Source organism: Azospirillum oleiclasticum (assembly GCF_013423485.1).
Classification (GTDB): Bacteria; Pseudomonadota; Alphaproteobacteria; order Azospirillales; family Azospirillaceae; genus Azospirillum; species Azospirillum oleiclasticum.
This window is the reverse complement of sequence record NZ_JABFFR010000009.1, coordinates 218,592-233,574: the sequence shown is the minus strand read 5'-3', so window position 1 is coordinate 233,574 and position 14,983 is coordinate 218,592. Positions and strand designations below refer to the sequence as shown.

Genomic DNA, 14,983 nt, shown 5'->3' with positions numbered 1-14,983 from the left:
GCTGGACAGCGGGTGCCCTGTCCTACGCCCGCGGCACCGGGTGCGTCTGTGACGTAATCACACGGCGTCGCCGGACAGCCGCTCCAGCCCCGCCGGATCGCGCAGCAGGATGTGGCCGCGGGCAAGATCGACGAAGCCGCGCCGCTCGAACTCCTTGAGCTGGCGGCTGACCACCTCCCGCGCGGTGCCAAGCTCGACCGCCAGCGCCTGATGGGTGGTGTCGAGCCCGCCGCGCGTGTCGCGGTGATCCAGCAGAAAGCGTGCGAGGCGCAGGTCGATGCGGCGGAAGGCCACCTCCTCCACCAGCATCATGAAACCGTTCAGCCGGCTGCCGAAGGAGGCGAAGACGAACTCCCGGAACAGGGCGGAGCGGGCCAGCAGCTCCTGGAAGGGCCGGGCGCCCAGCCCCAGCGCGCGCAGATCCGTCTCCGCCACCCCCTCGGCGCTGTAGTCCTGGCGGGTCATCAGGCAGACGGTGGTGAGGATGCAGGTCTCCCCCCGGCCGACGCGGTAGAGCACGATCTCCCGCCCGGTCTCCGACAGCATCTGCACCCGCACCGAGCCATCGATCATCATCAGGAAGCTCTGGCACAGGCTGCCGGGCTGGAACAGCACGGTGCCGCGGGGGATCTCCAGCCTTGCGGCCGATTGCCGCAGCAGGGCCAGCGAGTCCGCTTCCAGCCCGGCCAGCAGCGGGAACGCGTCGAGCTCCGGTGCGGCGTCCGTCGTCATCGCGCCCTCACATCCGGCCGATGAAGTCGGCGACGCGGGCCAGCTCGCGGCCGGCGCGGGCCACCAACGCGTCGATGCCGTCGTGCCGCCGCTCGACCATCGCCAGCTCGATCGCGTCGCCGGCCGCCGCGAGATCTCGCGCGCCGATGGTGCGGGAGGAGCCGGCCATCTTGTGCGCGGCCTGCCGCATCTCGTCCCACAGGGCGTCCGCCAGCGCCTCTTCCAGCCGCTGCTGCGATTCGCGGTTGGACGACAGGAACTCGTCCAGAAGCTGCCGGATGAAACTCTGGTCATTGTCGAACAGGGTGGCCAGCAGCGTGGTGTCCAGCGGGTCGGCGGCCGGAACCGGCGGTTCCGTCGCTTGCGGGGCGGCTGCGGTCGCGGCGTCCGCCGTGCCGGCCATGCAGCGCTCGACGATGCGGCGGAGGTTGTCGATCTCGACCGGCTTGGAGATGGTGTGGTCCATGCCGGCGGCGAGGCACTTCTGCGCCTCCCCCTCCATGGCGTTGGCGGTGATGGCGACGATGGGGATGCGGCGGCCGTCCCCGGCGTCCAGCTCCTCCGCGCGGATCGCGCGTGTCAGGTCGAAGCCGTCCATTTCCGGCATCTGGCAATCGGTCAGCAGCAGCGCGTAGCGCCCCTTGCGCCAGAGCTCCAGAGCCTCGCGCCCGTCGGCGGCGATCTCCGCCACGTGGCCGAGCAGCCCGAGCTGGCGCTGGATCACCAGCCGGTTGGTCGGGTGGTCCTCGGCCACGAGGATCAGGCGGCCGGCCTCGCGCGCGGCCTCCAGCGACGGCACCCCGCCGGAGGCCGGCGGCGGCGCCTCGGAACCGGCCTCCGGGTCGGCGGCACGGCGGCCGGCGGCCACCAGCACGGTCCGGACGAGGTGCGAGCGGCGGACCGGCCGGGCCAGCGGCGTCACCGTGCCGGCGGCGGCACCCTGCGGCTGGCTCACGACCAGCACCCGGCCATGCACGGCGATCGCGCTGTCGTCGGCGTCGAGCGCGCGCGCGTCGGTGCCATCGGTGACCACCAGCGCGTCCACGGTGGTGCCGGGCGGGACCAGCGCCAGCGCCTCCGCGCCGTCCGCCGCGTCCACCACGATGGCGCCGTCGGCGATCAGGTAGCGGGTGAGCAGCCGGCGCTCGTCCGCATCGGCGGCCAGCACCAGCGCCGCGACCCCGGCCAGGGGCAGGGCGGCCGGCGGGGCGTCGGCGCGCTCCACCCCGTCCGGCAGTTCGGCCACGAAGGTGAACCAGAAGGTGGCGCCGCGGCCCGGCTCGCTCTCCACGCCGATCTCGCCGCCCATCAGTTCGGCCAGCCGCCGGCAGATGGACAGGCCCAGCCCGGTGCCGCCGAAGCGGCGGGTGGTGGACGCCTCCGCCTGGGTGAAGGGCTTGAACAGGTTGGCCTGGACGTCCCGCGCGATGCCGATGCCGGTGTCGGCGACGGTGATGCGGATGGTCGCCTTGCCGTCCTCGAAGCGGGCCAGTTCGGCCCGCACCTTGACGGAGCCGTCGTTGGTGAACTTGACGGCGTTGCCGGCGATGTTGAACAGCACCTGCCGGATGCGCACGGGGTCGCCCAGGATGGTGGCCGGCAGGTCGGGATCGACATAGGTGACGAGCGCCAGATCCTTCTTGCGCGCCGCCGGGGCCAGCGTTTCCGCCACCCCCTCGATCACCGAGGCCAGCGAGACCGGCACCCGCTCCAGATCCAGGCGTCCCGCCTCGATCTTGGAGAAATCGAGGATGTCGTTGATGATGGTCAGCAGCGCCCCGGCCGATTCCCGCACCACCGCCACCAGCTCGCGCTGCTCGGGTGACAGGGGGGTGAACTCCAGCAGCTCCAGCATGCCCTGCACGCCGTTCATGGGCGTGCGGATCTCGTGGCTCATGGTGGCGAGGAACAGCGACTTGGCCTGATTGGCCGCCTCCGCCTCGGTGCGGGCGGCCTCCGCCGCGCGGGTGGCGGCGACCAGCGCCCGGGTGCGGTCGGCCACCTGGCTTTCCAGGTTGCGGTTGAGCTGGGTCAGCTCGTCGTAGAGGTGGACGTTGTCGAACCCCACCGCGACCTTGGAGCAGAACACCTCCAGCAGCCGCCGCTCGTCCTCGGTGGGCGGGCGGCTGTGGCGCAGGTAGAACGCGGTGTCGTGGTGGCGCGAGGTCGAGCGGAAGACCAGCAGGCTGTGATCCCGCTCGTACCGGTTGCGCATGCCGGTCAGCGCCTCGTCCAGCGCCGCCCGCACGTCGGCGGCGAGTGCCGCGCGCACCAGCCGGCCGGACAGCCCGGCGAAGGCGCCGCCACCGCCCAGCACCGCGGCGTCGCGGGCGATGCCGCCCTCCGGCTCGCGCGGGCGGCTGCACAGGACCACGCCGGTGCAGGCGGGGATGACCGCTTCGATCTGCTGGACCGCGCCTTCCACGTAGTCCGCCATGCTGCGCTTGTCGAGCAGCGAGGAGGAGGCATCCAGGATGCGCTCCAGCCCCTGGCGGTGCTGCTCGATGGCGGTGATGTCCTGGTAGCCGCGCAGGGCCGCGACCACCGAGGTGAACAGCTTCTGCGCCGTCAGCTCGGTCTTCGACTTGTAGTCGTTGATGTCGTAATTGAGGATGACGTCGCGTTCCGGCGCCTGCCCGGGCTGCCCGGTGCGCAGGATGATCCGCACCCGCCGGTTTTCCAGGTCGCTGCGGATATGGCGCACCAGCCGCAGGCCGGCGTCGTCGGATTCCATCACCACGTCCAGCAGCACCACGGCGATCGCCGGGTTCTCGGCCAGCACGGTGCGCGCCTCCGCCGCGGTGGAGGCGGACAGGAACTGCGCCGGTCGGCCTTCAAAGGCGAAGCCGCGCAGCACCATCTTGGTGGTGGCGTGGATGGCGGGGTCATCGTCGACGATCAGGATCAGCCAGGGCTCGACCGGCTCGGGGGGTACCGCCTCGCGCACGGGGTCCGGATCGGACTCGGCGACCGGCTCCTCGTCGGCGAACAGAAACTCATCGCTCATCCCGACCTCCGGGCCGAACCGCGGGCCGCCTCGCGTCCGGCGGTCGGTCCGGCCGATCGCACCCACCGCCCCGCGGGCGCTGCCGCGGCCGGGGTCGCCCCTTCGACGGCGGGCACGATACCACAGCGTCCGCGCGCGTGAACAGCCGGCGCACCGCGGTCGGCGCCGTCCCTGGCGAGGATCGGGCCGGAGGATCAGACCTCCCCCTCCGCGCCGTCCTCGCCGATGCGGCGCAGCGCGTCCAGATCGGCCACGGTGACCTGGGAGCCTTGGGTCTCCACCCCCGCCGTGCGCAGCCGGGCCAGCGCGCGCGACAGTGTTTCCGGCTGCATGCCGAGGCGGCGGGCGACCAGCGCCTTGTCGAAGGGCAGGGTGAAGACGGCCCGGCCGCCGCCCTCGGGGCAGAAGCGCAGCAGGAAGGAGGCGACGCGCTGCGGGGCCGGCTGCACCTGGAGCTGCTCGATCTGCGTGACCAGATGGCGCAGCCGCAGCGACAGGGAGCCGAGCATGGCGAAGGCGACCGCGTCGTCCTCGCGCAGGCAGCGGGCGAAGCCGGCCGCGGTCAGCGTCATCACCCGGGCGTCCGACACGGCCTCGCCGCACACCGGGAAGCGCCCGTTGGCGAACATGGCGGCCTCCGCGAAGCTCTCGCCGGGGGCGATCACATGCACCACCGCCTCGCTGCCGTCGCGGGTCAGCCGGTACAGCTTCACCCAGCCGTCGAGCAGCACGAAGAAGCGGTCGGCCGGCTCGTCCTGCAGGAACAGGGTGGTGCCGCGCGGCACGGTACGCAGCGTGGAGGAGGCGACCAGCGCATCGAGCGCCCGTTCCGCCAAGGTCTGGAACAGCGGCACCGCGCGGATCTGCGCCGCGTCCTGGGGTTTCAGCCGCGCCGGTTCCGTCGCCATCCCGTCCTCCCCGCCGCCGTTCAGGCCGTCCGTCGCCGGAAGGCCCCCATCCGCGCCAGCATCATCGCGTTGAGCGCGAAGCCGACGGTGTCGGAGATCATGCCCGGCACCGAGCCGACCAGCGCGTTGTGGGTGAACCAACAGGGCAGCGCCAGCAGCATCACCAGCCGGAAGCGCCCGACATCCGTCTGATAGCGGCCAAGGCTGATCAGCCCGGCCCCGAGTGCGGCGAACAGCGACGGCACCCCGCTCCAGGACCACAGCAGCACCCCGGCGATCAGCGGCACCGTCGCCAGATAGACGTGGCGGAAGCCGGGCCGTGTGCCCAGCGGGATGGCCGCCGCCACCTGCAGCGCCGACAGCACGTTGACCAGCGTCGCCGTCTCCGCCCCCAGCAGGGCGAAATGCGCCAGGAAGCACAGGTTGGTGAAGAGCTGCCCCAGCAGCATGCCCAGCCGAGTCGCGAACATCGGCCACGTCACCCCGCCCAGAGTGCCCACCAGACCGATGGCCTGGATCACCGTGGCGTCGTCGAAGGTGATCGGCATGGGTGGGTGATTCCCGATTGGCGGGGGCGTGTTCGCCCTACCGATAACAACATGCACCGCCGGAATCGAGGGCTTTCGGTTGTCCCAGCTCCTTATGCCTTTCCGATGGACGCCTAATACGGAAGTGGTAATTTTCCGCCTTATGGGCGCAGGCTCGCGCTCTGTATACAGGGGCAAAACGATGAAGCTTTTTGTGGGGGCTGCCGCGCTCGTCGCCGGACTGGCGTTTGCGGGTTCGGCCATGGCGCAGGGCAAGCAGGACTTCACTCTGGTGAACAAGACCGGCTACCGGATCGACAAGGTCTACGTCTCGCCGACCAGCTCCGACGACTGGGATGAGGACGTGCTCGGCCAGGACGTGCTGGGCAACGGGGAGTCCGTGCACATCACCTTCAACCGCAGCACCAAGACCTGCAAGTGGGACCTGAAGGTGGTCTACGACGACGACGAGAAGGCGGAGTGGGACGGGTTCGACCTCTGCCAGATTTCGAAGATCAACATCCACTACAACCGCAGCACCGGCCAGACCTCGGCGACCTACGAGTAACCGGACGATCACGGTGTCGGGCGCGGGGGCGACCCCGCGCCCGAGCAAGATGAAATATTTGTAAAGTCTTCCCCCTATTGAACGGTACCGATGCGTCCGCATCTCCAGGGGCGTCCGAACAGGGACGTTTCAGGGAGACGCACGATGGGTCTGTTCAGCATGTTCAAGAGCGACAGCGGGGCCGCGATGACGCCGCACAAGGCGTTCGCCTGCTCGCTCATCTACTGCATGGGTGCCGACGGGGAGATGGACCCCGAGGAGGTCGGGCACCTGCTCTCCGTGCTCGGCGGTGAAAGCAGCGGCGGCGGCATCGGTGTCGGCGCCAACAACCGGGCGCTGCTCGACAGCGCGGTGCGCTACTGCCGCCAGAACCGCTTCGAGAATTTCCTGGCGGAGGCCGCCCCGCTGCTGACCGACGCGCAGAAGCTGTGCATCCTGACCAACATGGTGGACAGCGCCATGTCCGACGGGCAGGCCGAGATCCAGGAGCAGGAGCTGATCGGCAAGGCGCAGCAGGCGTTCGGCATCAGCGACGAGCAGTTCCGTCCGTTCTTCGAGGTGATCCTGATGAAGAACGACCGCACCGTCTTCACCAACGCCAACCACCCGAACAACCAGCCGGGCTTCCAGGTCCGCCTGAACGGGCTGGCCGCCTGACCGTACCGATGCGGGCGGCCCGGCCCGGCCGCCCGCTCCGGACACCACCCAATCACAGCGCACGGAGTTCCAGCCATGCCCACGCCGACCGTCACCCATGACCGATCGCGCTCGCATCTGGCGGGCGAGTTCGTGATGCAGCGCAATGAGGAGTTCCTGGTCGCGGTGGTGTCCGCCTGCGCCGCGGTCGCCTACGCCGACGGCTGGGTGACGCGGGAGGAGCGGCGGCGCCTGCTCGGCGCCCTGCGGTCCTGCGACGCGCTGGCCGCCTTTCCCGTCGAGGAGGTGGGACAGCTCTTCGACGAGGTGACCGACGCCTTCGCCCGCGACCACGACACGGCCGAGCAGGCCGCTTTCGAGCGGGTCGAGCCCTTCCGCGGCACGCCGAGCCGCTCCCGCGAGATCCTGCGGGCCTGCACCGCCGTCGCGGCGGCCGACACCCAGCTGGACGGCGAGGAGCGCACGATCCTGCTGCTCCTGTGTGAGCAGCTGGCTCTGGACCCGGCGGAATTCGACCTGGCCGACGCCCGCGGCCCCCGGCGGAGGGCCTGAGCCCGACCCGACCGGGAACGATCGGCGGCACGGCCGTCAGAAGCATGGAAGGAGGAGCGACGATGAGCTACGGCACCGACGACCGCCCCGGCGGCCCGACGCTGGAGGACTTCATCGCCCGGCAGCACTGGGCGATGATCGGCAGCGGCGCGCTGTTCCAGGTGGGGCTGCTCGGACTCACCTCCGTCCTGCTGGCGGTGCCCGTCACCATGGCGCTCGCCCTGGTGCATCTGATGGCGCTGGTCTCCGCCTGCTTCGGCGCCATGGCGGCGGATTCCCTGGCCGAACGCGGCGACCGGCCGCGCGCGGTGCTGGCTGGCTGCCGCGCCGTCTCCTCCCTCATCGTGTCCGGCTTGGCGGTGGTGGGGCTGGCACTGGGAGCGACGGGCGCGGGGGGGTGATGCCTCAGGACGGCGGCCAGCGCCGCCGGTCCCCGGCGCTGGGCACGCTGCCGCGCCGGAAGCGCGGGGCCGGGGCGACGCTGAAGGGCACGCTGTGGGCGGGCTCCAGAAGCTGGACGCCGCGGCGCTTGAAGACCAGGATCAGCACCGCTCCGGCGACGAAGCCGCCGACATGCGCCCAGAAGGCGACCCCGCCGCCGTCGCCGTCGGTGGGGGTGGCGACGCCGCTCAGCACCTGCCCGGCGAACCAGAAGCCGAGCACGATGATGGCGGGGATGTTCAGCAGCCGGACGATGATCAGGAACCAGAAGAACACCCGCACATTGGCCCGCGGGTGCAGCACCAGATAGGCGCCCAGCACCCCGCCGATGGCGCCGCTGGCCCCGATCATCGGCACCTCCGACGCCGGGTTGGCGGCGGACTGTGCCAGCGCCGCGGCCACGCCGCACAGCAGATAGAAGACGATGAAGCGCCCGCGCCCCATGCTGTCTTCCACATTGTTCCCGAAGATCCACAGATAGAGCATGTTGCCGGCAAGGTGCAGGACCCCGCCGTGCATGAACATGGACGTGAAGACGGTGGTCCAGGCCGGTACCTTGTCCAGCCCGGCCGGCAGTTCCGCATGGCCGAACAGCACCGCCGGGATCATGCCATAGGAGAAGACGGCCAGCGTTTCCCCCCGATCCCCCAGCGAGGTCTGCCAGAGGAAGACGGCGACGCACAGCCCGACCAGCCCGTAGGTGACCACCGGCGTCCGCCGGGTCGGGTTGTCGTCGTACAGCGGGATGAACAGCATCGGCGGACCCTTGGTCGGAAAGCGGGGGACGAAGCGTCGGGAACGCCCGCCCGCGGGCGCTGTTCCGTCGCGACGATGATAGCGGCCCGCCTTCGGGATTGCGAAAGCAATGCTCCCGCGCGCGGCGCGCAGGGGCCGCGGCGTGGCGCCGTCCGGGGGTGGCGGGTAGTCTGCCACCGCGATCATCCGCCACCCCTCGTCCCCCGCCCGCCGGCCTCCGGCCGGTCCCGCCCGCCGCTTCCTCCCCGGACCGATGCCGCCACACCCGTCCCCCCCGCACGCTCGTGACCGTCCTGCTGCTCGCCGAGGTGCTGGGCATGATGGGGACGATGACGGTGCCGGCGCTGCTGCCGGTCTTCAAGGACGACTGGGGGCTGTCCAACACCGCCGCCGGCTGGCTGTCGGGGGTGGTGCAGCTCGGCTATGTGGCGGCGGTGCTGCCGCTGCTGTCGCTGACCGACCGGCTGGACAGCCGCCGCATCTACATCGCCTGCACGGCGCTGTCGGCCGTATCCTGCGCCGGCTTCGCGGCCTTCGCCGACGGTTTCTGGTCGGCGATGGCGTGGCGGGCGCTGGGCGGGATCGGGCTGGCCGGCACCTACATGCCGGGGCTGCGCATCCTCAACGACCACACCGCCGGGCACCCGCAGCAGAGCCGCTACCTGTCCTTCTACACCGCCACCTACGGCATCGGCACGGCGCTGTCGGTCGCGCTGGCGGGGCTGCTGGCGGAATGGGCGCACTGGCGCTGGGCCTTCTGGACGGCGGCGGCGCTGGGCGGGCTGACGGTGCTGCTGGCGCTGCGCTGGGTGCCGGCGACGCGCCCCGCCGCCCCCGCCGGGCCGGGTGCCGTCTTCGACTTCCGCCCGGTGCTGCGCAACCGCGCGGCCATGGGCTATGTGCTGGCCTACGCCGCCCATTGCTGGGAGCTGTTCGGCTTCCGCGCCTGGCTGGTCGCCTTCCTGGCCTTCGCGCTGGGCGCGCCGGCCGGCGTGGTGCCGGCGGAGGCCGCGGTGCTCGGCACCGTCGCCATCCTGCTCGGCGTGCCGGCCAGCATCCTGGGCAACGAGGCCGCGGTGCGCTGGGGCCGCGACCGCTTCCTGACCGCGATCATGCTGGCCTCGGCCGCGCTGGCCGCCGTCATCGGCTTCACCGCCGGGCTGCCCTTCGCGCTGCTGGCGCTGCTGGTCATGGTCTACGGCTGCACGGTCACGGCCGACAGCGCGTCGCTGACCGTGGGCCTGGTGGGGGCCGCCCCCGGCGGGCGGCGCGGGGCGGCCATGGCCATCCACTCACTGTTCGGCTTCGGCGCCGCCTTCGTGGCGCCGGTGGCCTTCGGCCTGCTGCTGGATCTGGGCGGCGGCGCGGCCTCGCTGACCGGCTGGGGCGTGGCCTTCGCCCATCTCGGGCTGGTGGTGGCGCTGGGGCCGCTGCTGCTGCGCCGGATGCGGGGTGCGTGAGCGGAGGGTTACGTCCGCCCCGCCAGCTGCTCGCGGGTCAGCCAGAACACCTCGCCGGAGCTTTCGGCGCTGTCGAGCCAGAGGAAGTCCAACTCGGGGAACGCCTCCTCCAGCGCCGCGCGGCCGGTGCCGACCTCGCACAGGATGCCGCCGCCGGGGTTCAGGTGCTTGGGCGCGTCCTTCAGGATGCGGCGGACGACGTCCAGCCCGTCGTCGCCGGCGGCCAGCGCCATCACCGGCTCGTGCCGGAACTCGGGCGGCAGGGCCGCCATGGCGTCGGCGTCCACATAGGGCGGGTTGGTCAGGATGACGTCGTAGCGGCGCGCCTTCAGCGGCTTGTACAGGTCGCCGTGGAACAGCGTGATGCGCTCCTCCAGCCCGTGGTCGGCGACGTTGACGCGCGCCACGTCGAGCGCGTCCTCCGACAGGTCGACCGCGTCGATCGCGGCGTCGGGGAAGACGCGCGCCGCCAGGATGGCGAGGCAGCCGGAGCCGGTGCACAGATCCAGCACCCCCTCCACCGCGAAGGGGTCCTCCACCAGCACCGTCTCCCCCTCGCCGCCGAACAGGTCGGAGAACAGCAGCTCGCCGATGTAGGAGCGTGGCACGATCACCCGCTCATCCACGAAGAAGGGCTGGCCCTGGATGTAGGCACGGTTGAGCAGGTAGGAGGCCGGCTTGCGGGTGGCGACCCGCGCCTCGATCAGCTCGGCCAGCCGGCGGCGCTCGTGCGGCAGCAGCCGCGCGTCGGTCCAGGGCTCGAGCTGGTCGATGGGCAGCCGCAACCCCTCCAGCACGATGAAGGCCGCCTCGTCGTAGGGGCCGGTGGTGCCGTGCCCGTAGGCCAGCGACGCCGCTGTGAAGCGGCTGACCGCGTAGCGCAGGAAGTCGCGCACGGTCGACAGCTCGGCGGCAACGTCGGCGGGGTCGATGTCGGTCACGGGTCGCACTCTCTCGTGTTGCTGTGTTGGTGAAGGGGGCGGGTCAACCCGCCCGCTCCAGGATCTCCGCGGCCAGCGCCTGCATCTCGGCGGCGGCCTGAGTCTTGCGGGCGGCTTCGGTGACGGACAGGCCGGTCAGCAATGTGCCGGCGTAGGCGGTGCGGTTGCCGACCTGGGTGTCGGCCAGTTCCACCGCGGGCGGGTCGATCAGCGCCTGGATCTCGGCGATCAGCCCTTCCGCCAGCCTGGTGCGTGGCGGCACGCGGTTCAGCACCATCAGCAGCCGGCGCTTCTCCTGCTTCGCCAGATCCAGCGTGGGGTGGATGGCCCACAGATCCATCGGGCTTGGCTGGACGGGTGCGATGACGAGGCTGGCGACGCGCACGGCGATGCGCGCCTCCGTCTGGGCGTGCGGCGGGCTGTCGATCACCACCACGTCGTGGTCGCGGGTCAGCTTCTCCACCTCCGCCTGGGTGCGCCAGCCGGTGATGCGGGCGTGGGCGAAGCCGGGGTTGCCGCCGGTGGCCTCCGCCCGCACGTCGTACCAGCGGGACAGGCTGCCCTGCGGGTCGATGTCCACGGTGGCGACGGTGAATCCGAGCTGGGTCCAGGCGATGGCGAGGTGGGCGGCCAGCGTCGTCTTGCCGGCCCCGCCCTTCTGCTGCGCGACGGTGAAGACCCTGCCCGGCATGCCCGCTCCGTCGGTGGATGTTGTCGTGGTCTTCCCTCCTAAACGTTGGGGCGAATCTTGGCAACCACCGTCCGCGTCCTTTGACTTATGGGGCAGGGCAGGTAAAAGCTGGGGCCGTGACCGAGAAACGCCCAGACCTCCTCCCCCCCGGCCCCGCGGCGATCGCGCGCGCGGCCGAGGTGCTGCGCGCCGGCGGCCTTGTCGCCTTCCCGACCGAGACGGTGTACGGGCTGGGCGGCGATGCCACCAGCGACCGCGCGGTCGCCGCCATCTTCGCCGCCAAGGGCCGCCCCAGCTTCAACCCGCTGATCGTCCATGTGCCGGACGCCGCCACGGCGGAGCGTTACGCCGTGGTGGACGAGCGCGCCACCGCGCTGATGGAGGTCTATTGGCCCGGCCCGCTGACGCTGGTGCTGCCGCGCCGTGCCGAGGGGGGATTGTCGCTGCTGGTCTCCGCCGGGCTCGACACGGTGGCGATCCGCGCGCCCGACCATCCGGTGGCGCAGGCGCTGCTGGCCGCCTGCGACCGGCCGCTGGCCGCTCCCAGCGCCAACCGCTCGGGCGCGGTCAGCCCGACCGCGCCCCATCATGTGCTGGAAAGCCTGGGCGACCGGGTCGATGTGGTGCTGGCCGGCGGGCGCTGCCCGGTGGGGCTGGAATCGACCGTGCTCGACCTGTCCGGCCCGACGCCGGCGCTGCTGCGGCCGGGTGCCGTGCTGCGGGAGGAGATCGAGCGGCTGATCGGCCCGGTGACGGTGGGGACGGACGACCCCGAGGCACCCAAATCCCCCGGCCAGCTCGCCAGCCACTACGCGCCCTCGGCGCCGGTGCGGCTGGAGGCGGGCGAGGCCGCGGCGGACGAGGCCTTCCTGACCTTCGGCCCCGACCGCTTCGTGCGCGGCGGTGCCGCACGCCTCAACCTGTCCACCCAGGGCGACCTCAACGAGGCGGCGGCCAACCTGTTCCACCACCTGCGCCAGCTCGACAAGCCCGGCATCCGCGCCATCGCCGTGATGCCGATCCCCGAGCAGGGGCTGGGCGTGGCGATCAACGACCGGCTGCGGCGGGCGGCGGCACCGCGGGGTTAGGGGAAAGGCCTGTCGCCGCGCTCACCGCCGGCGCGCCGGCGGCGGTGGGGCCGGAGGGATGCGACGGGCATGGATTGCCGCCTTGCACGGTGTTTCGATGACAAATGTCGTCGCGTTGTTTCCGCCGCAACCCGCGCATTGACCGCTCCCGATGGCCCGTCTACCTTCCCTTGACATGCGAACGGACCGCGCGCGTTCGCGGTTTCCGCGCATGGCAACGCCGCCGGCCGCTAGGGCCGCCGCACACACTGGGGATGGACGATGAAGTTTGCGCTGACGATGGCCGTGTTCGCTGCCGCTCTGGTCGCCGGGGCGGTCATGGAGCCCCGCGAGGCCGCCGCCGTGGTCTATTGCAAGACCGCGGGCGTGCCGCAGGGCTGCGTCGTGCGTCCGCGCCCGGCGGCGCGGGTGATCTACTGCACGAGCCCTGGCGTGCCGGTGGGTTGCGTGGCCCGCCCGGCGGCGGGCGCCGCCGTCGTTGCGCCGGGCGTCGGCGCGCCGGGCGTCGGGGTGGCGCCGGGCGTGGGTGTCGGCGCGCCGGGTGTCGGCGTCGCCCCCGCCGCTGGTCCCGGGGTCGGCGCCAACACCGGCGGTCCGGTCAACCGCGTCGGCGTGCGCTGAGCGGCTCTCCGGCGGCGCGACCTCACCGTCGCTGCTCGATGTCCGTCTCCAGCTCGTCCGCACGCGCTTTTGTGGCGGCGGCCAGGCAACCGACATAGAGCAGCGACGCGCCGGTGCCGCCGCGCCAGGCGTCCGCCTCGAAGCTGCACCGGGCGTCGCGGTACTGAACCCATTTGCGCTGGGCGTCGCGCAGAAGTCCGCGCGCCTGCTCGTCCATCGACTCAAGCTTCATCAGGGTCTGGTAGATCCGGTTGAGCCGCTTGTCCTCCACCTCCCGCTCGGCATCGGCGCAGGCGACCATCTCCGGCGTCGAGACGGCGTTCTTGCAGTCCAGCGCGGCGGCTGGACGGAGGGGAAGGGTGGTGGCGCACAGGGCCGTGAGAAGGGCGATGGCGGGGGTCGTCGGGAGGCTGCTGGCCGGCACGGTCGTTCCATCCAAGGGGCAGGTGTGGCGGACGATGCCACGGGCGGCCGATCCGCGGCAACCGCACAGCCGCCCCGTGTGTGCGGCGCTGGAATCGCGATGTTCCGCGCGTTATTCCTGTCGCGGCGCCGCCCGCCGGCGGTGCGCCGATCTTCACCGCCGATGGACCTCCCCCGCCATGACCGACACCGCCGCCCTCCTCGACCGCCTCCTGTCCATCGTCGGCCCGAAGGGCATCCTGACGGCGCCGGAGGACAAGGCCGCCTATCTCGCGGAATGGCGCGGGCGCTTCAAGGGCAACAGTCCGGCCGTGGTCCGCCCGGCCACGACGGAGGAGGTGGCGAAGGTCGTCGCCGCCTGCGCGGAGGCCGGCGTCCCCATCGTGCCGCAGGGTGGCAACACCAGCCTGGTCGGCGGCTCCATCCCCTATGAGGAGGGGCGCGAGATCGTCCTGAGCCTGTCGCGCCTGAACCGCATCCGCTCCATCGACGCGCTGAATTACACGATGACGGTGGACGCGGGCGTGGTGCTGCGCACCGCCGTGGACGCTGCGGCCGAGGAGGACCGGCTGCTGCCGATGAGCCTGGGGGCGGAGGGAACCTGCCAGATCGGCGGCCTGATCTCCACCAACGCGGGCGGCCAGACGGTGCTGCGCTACGGCAACATGCGCGAGCTGGTGATGGGGCTGGAGGTCGTGCTGCCCGACGGCCGCGTGTGGGACGGTTTGCGGTCCTTGCGCAAGAACAACACCGGCTACGACCTGAAGCAGCTCTTCATGGGGGCGGAGGGCACGCTGGGCATCATCACCGGCGCGGTGCTGAAGCTGTTCCCCCGCCCGCGCCAGTCGGAGACCGCCTTCGTCGCGGTGCCCAGCCCGACGGCGGCCATCGCGCTGCTGGCGCGGCTGCGCGAGGCGTCCGGCGACCAGGTCACCCGGTTCGAGATCCTGGAGCGCCGCATCCTGGAGTTCGCGCTGCGCCATGTGCCCGGCAGCATCGACCCGCTGCAGGAGCCGGCCCCCTGGTACGTGCTGACCGAGCTGACCGCCGGCACCCGGTCCGACGGCTTCCGCGACATGCTGGAGACGGCGCTGGGCGAGGCGGTGGAGGCGGAGCTGGTGCTCGACGCCACGCTGGCCGCGTCGGAGACGCAGGCCGGACAGCTCTGGTTCCTGCGCGAGGCCATCGTCGAATCGCAGGGCTTCGAGGGCGGCTCCATCAAGAACGACGTGTCGGTCCCCGTCAGCAAGGTGGCCGAGTTCCTGGAGCGCGCCAACGCCGCGGTGGAGGCCGCCTGCCCCGGCATCCGCCCGACCGCCTTCGGCCATGTCGGCGACGGCAACATCCACTACAACCTCAGCCAGCCGGTGGGCATGGACAAGGCCGCCTATCTCGACCGCTGGGACGAGATCTGCCACGTGGTCAACGAGGTGGTGCTGGATCTCGGCGGCTCCATCTCCGCCGAGCACGGCATCGGCCGCTTCAAGAAGGACGAGATGCCCCACATCAAGAGCGCGGTGGAGCTGGACCTGATGCGCATGGTCAAGGCCACGCTCGATCCCAAGGGCATCATGAACCCGGGCAAGGTCCTGCCCTGACCCCGCGGCGGTT

Annotated in this window: 16 protein-coding genes; 8 read left to right on the top strand and 8 right to left on the bottom strand. The window is 71.8% G+C overall.

Features of this window, described 5'->3' with window-relative positions:
* Positions 1-57 precede the first annotated feature (57 nt).
* The 4 genes from HL658_RS13050 to HL658_RS13035 form a co-directional block, all read right to left on the bottom strand.
* Complete coding sequence (locus HL658_RS13050; RefSeq protein ID WP_180282403.1) at positions 58-732, bottom strand: Crp/Fnr family transcriptional regulator; 675 nt, start codon at positions 730-732, stop codon at positions 58-60.
* A gap of 7 nt (positions 733-739) precedes the next feature.
* Positions 740-3,739: a DUF3369 domain-containing protein gene (locus HL658_RS13045; RefSeq protein WP_180282402.1), complete on the bottom strand. Its 3,000-nt coding sequence runs from the start codon at positions 3,737-3,739 to the stop codon at positions 740-742.
* Positions 3,740-3,933: 194 nt separating this feature from the next.
* On the bottom strand, positions 3,934-4,647 hold the full coding sequence (locus HL658_RS13040) for a Crp/Fnr family transcriptional regulator (RefSeq protein WP_180282401.1): 714 nt from the start codon (positions 4,645-4,647) through the stop codon (positions 3,934-3,936).
* Positions 4,648-4,667: 20 nt separating this feature from the next.
* The gene (locus tag HL658_RS13035) at positions 4,668-5,195 is read right to left on the bottom strand and encodes a YgjV family protein (protein WP_180282400.1); all 528 of its coding nucleotides are present in this window, start codon (positions 5,193-5,195) and stop codon (positions 4,668-4,670) included.
* 181 nt (positions 5,196-5,376) lie between these two features.
* On the opposite strand from HL658_RS13035, the gene HL658_RS13030 reads away from it, so the two are divergent.
* The 4 genes from HL658_RS13030 to HL658_RS13015 all read left to right on the top strand — a co-directional run bounded on the left by HL658_RS13030 (position 5,377) and on the right by HL658_RS13015 (position 7,352).
* Entirely contained in the window at positions 5,377-5,742 is a 366-nt protein-coding gene (locus tag HL658_RS13030) for a hypothetical protein (protein ID WP_180282399.1), read from the top strand.
* Between the two features lie 144 nt (positions 5,743-5,886).
* Complete coding sequence (locus HL658_RS13025) at positions 5,887-6,399, top strand: tellurite resistance TerB family protein (RefSeq protein WP_180282398.1); 513 nt, start codon at positions 5,887-5,889, stop codon at positions 6,397-6,399.
* Positions 6,400-6,474: 75 nt separating this feature from the next.
* The gene (locus tag HL658_RS13020) at positions 6,475-6,951 is read left to right on the top strand and encodes a TerB family tellurite resistance protein (RefSeq protein ID WP_180282397.1); all 477 of its coding nucleotides are present in this window, start codon (positions 6,475-6,477) and stop codon (positions 6,949-6,951) included.
* A gap of 62 nt (positions 6,952-7,013) precedes the next feature.
* Positions 7,014-7,352: a hypothetical protein gene (locus HL658_RS13015; RefSeq protein WP_180282396.1), complete on the top strand. Its 339-nt coding sequence runs from the start codon at positions 7,014-7,016 to the stop codon at positions 7,350-7,352.
* 4 nt (positions 7,353-7,356) lie between these two features.
* Here the strand turns inward: HL658_RS13015 and HL658_RS13010 are convergent, their stop codons facing one another.
* On the bottom strand, positions 7,357-8,148 hold the full coding sequence (locus HL658_RS13010) for a rhomboid family intramembrane serine protease (protein ID WP_180282395.1): 792 nt from the start codon (positions 8,146-8,148) through the stop codon (positions 7,357-7,359).
* A 284-nt stretch (positions 8,149-8,432) separates the two neighbouring features.
* On the opposite strand from HL658_RS13010, the gene HL658_RS13005 reads away from it, so the two are divergent.
* On the top strand, positions 8,433-9,608 hold the full coding sequence (locus HL658_RS13005) for an MFS transporter (protein WP_343055088.1): 1,176 nt from the start codon (positions 8,433-8,435) through the stop codon (positions 9,606-9,608).
* Between the two features lie 8 nt (positions 9,609-9,616).
* On the opposite strand, the gene prmB is transcribed toward HL658_RS13005, so the two are convergent.
* Together prmB and parA are read right to left on the bottom strand one after the other, a co-directional pair.
* Positions 9,617-10,549: a 50S ribosomal protein L3 N(5)-glutamine methyltransferase gene (gene prmB / locus HL658_RS13000; RefSeq protein WP_180282393.1), complete on the bottom strand. Its 933-nt coding sequence runs from the start codon at positions 10,547-10,549 to the stop codon at positions 9,617-9,619.
* Positions 10,550-10,592: 43 nt separating this feature from the next.
* Positions 10,593-11,240: a ParA family partition ATPase gene (parA, locus tag HL658_RS12995; protein WP_180282392.1), complete on the bottom strand. Its 648-nt coding sequence runs from the start codon at positions 11,238-11,240 to the stop codon at positions 10,593-10,595.
* Between the two features lie 116 nt (positions 11,241-11,356).
* On the opposite strand from parA, the gene HL658_RS12990 reads away from it, so the two are divergent.
* Complete coding sequence (locus tag HL658_RS12990) at positions 11,357-12,328, top strand: L-threonylcarbamoyladenylate synthase (protein WP_343055087.1); 972 nt, start codon at positions 11,357-11,359, stop codon at positions 12,326-12,328.
* A 261-nt stretch (positions 12,329-12,589) separates the two neighbouring features.
* Entirely contained in the window at positions 12,590-12,949 is a 360-nt protein-coding gene (locus HL658_RS12985) for a hypothetical protein (protein ID WP_211109726.1), read from the top strand.
* A gap of 22 nt (positions 12,950-12,971) precedes the next feature.
* On the opposite strand, the gene HL658_RS12980 is transcribed toward HL658_RS12985, so the two are convergent.
* On the bottom strand, positions 12,972-13,373 hold the full coding sequence (locus HL658_RS12980) for a lysozyme inhibitor LprI family protein (protein ID WP_180282390.1): 402 nt from the start codon (positions 13,371-13,373) through the stop codon (positions 12,972-12,974).
* Between the two features lie 178 nt (positions 13,374-13,551).
* Between HL658_RS12980 and HL658_RS12975 the strand changes: the two genes are divergently transcribed.
* A complete protein-coding gene (locus HL658_RS12975; protein ID WP_180282389.1) occupies positions 13,552-14,970 on the top strand; it encodes an FAD-binding oxidoreductase in 1,419 nt (472 codons plus the stop codon).
* Positions 14,971-14,983 lie beyond the last annotated feature (13 nt).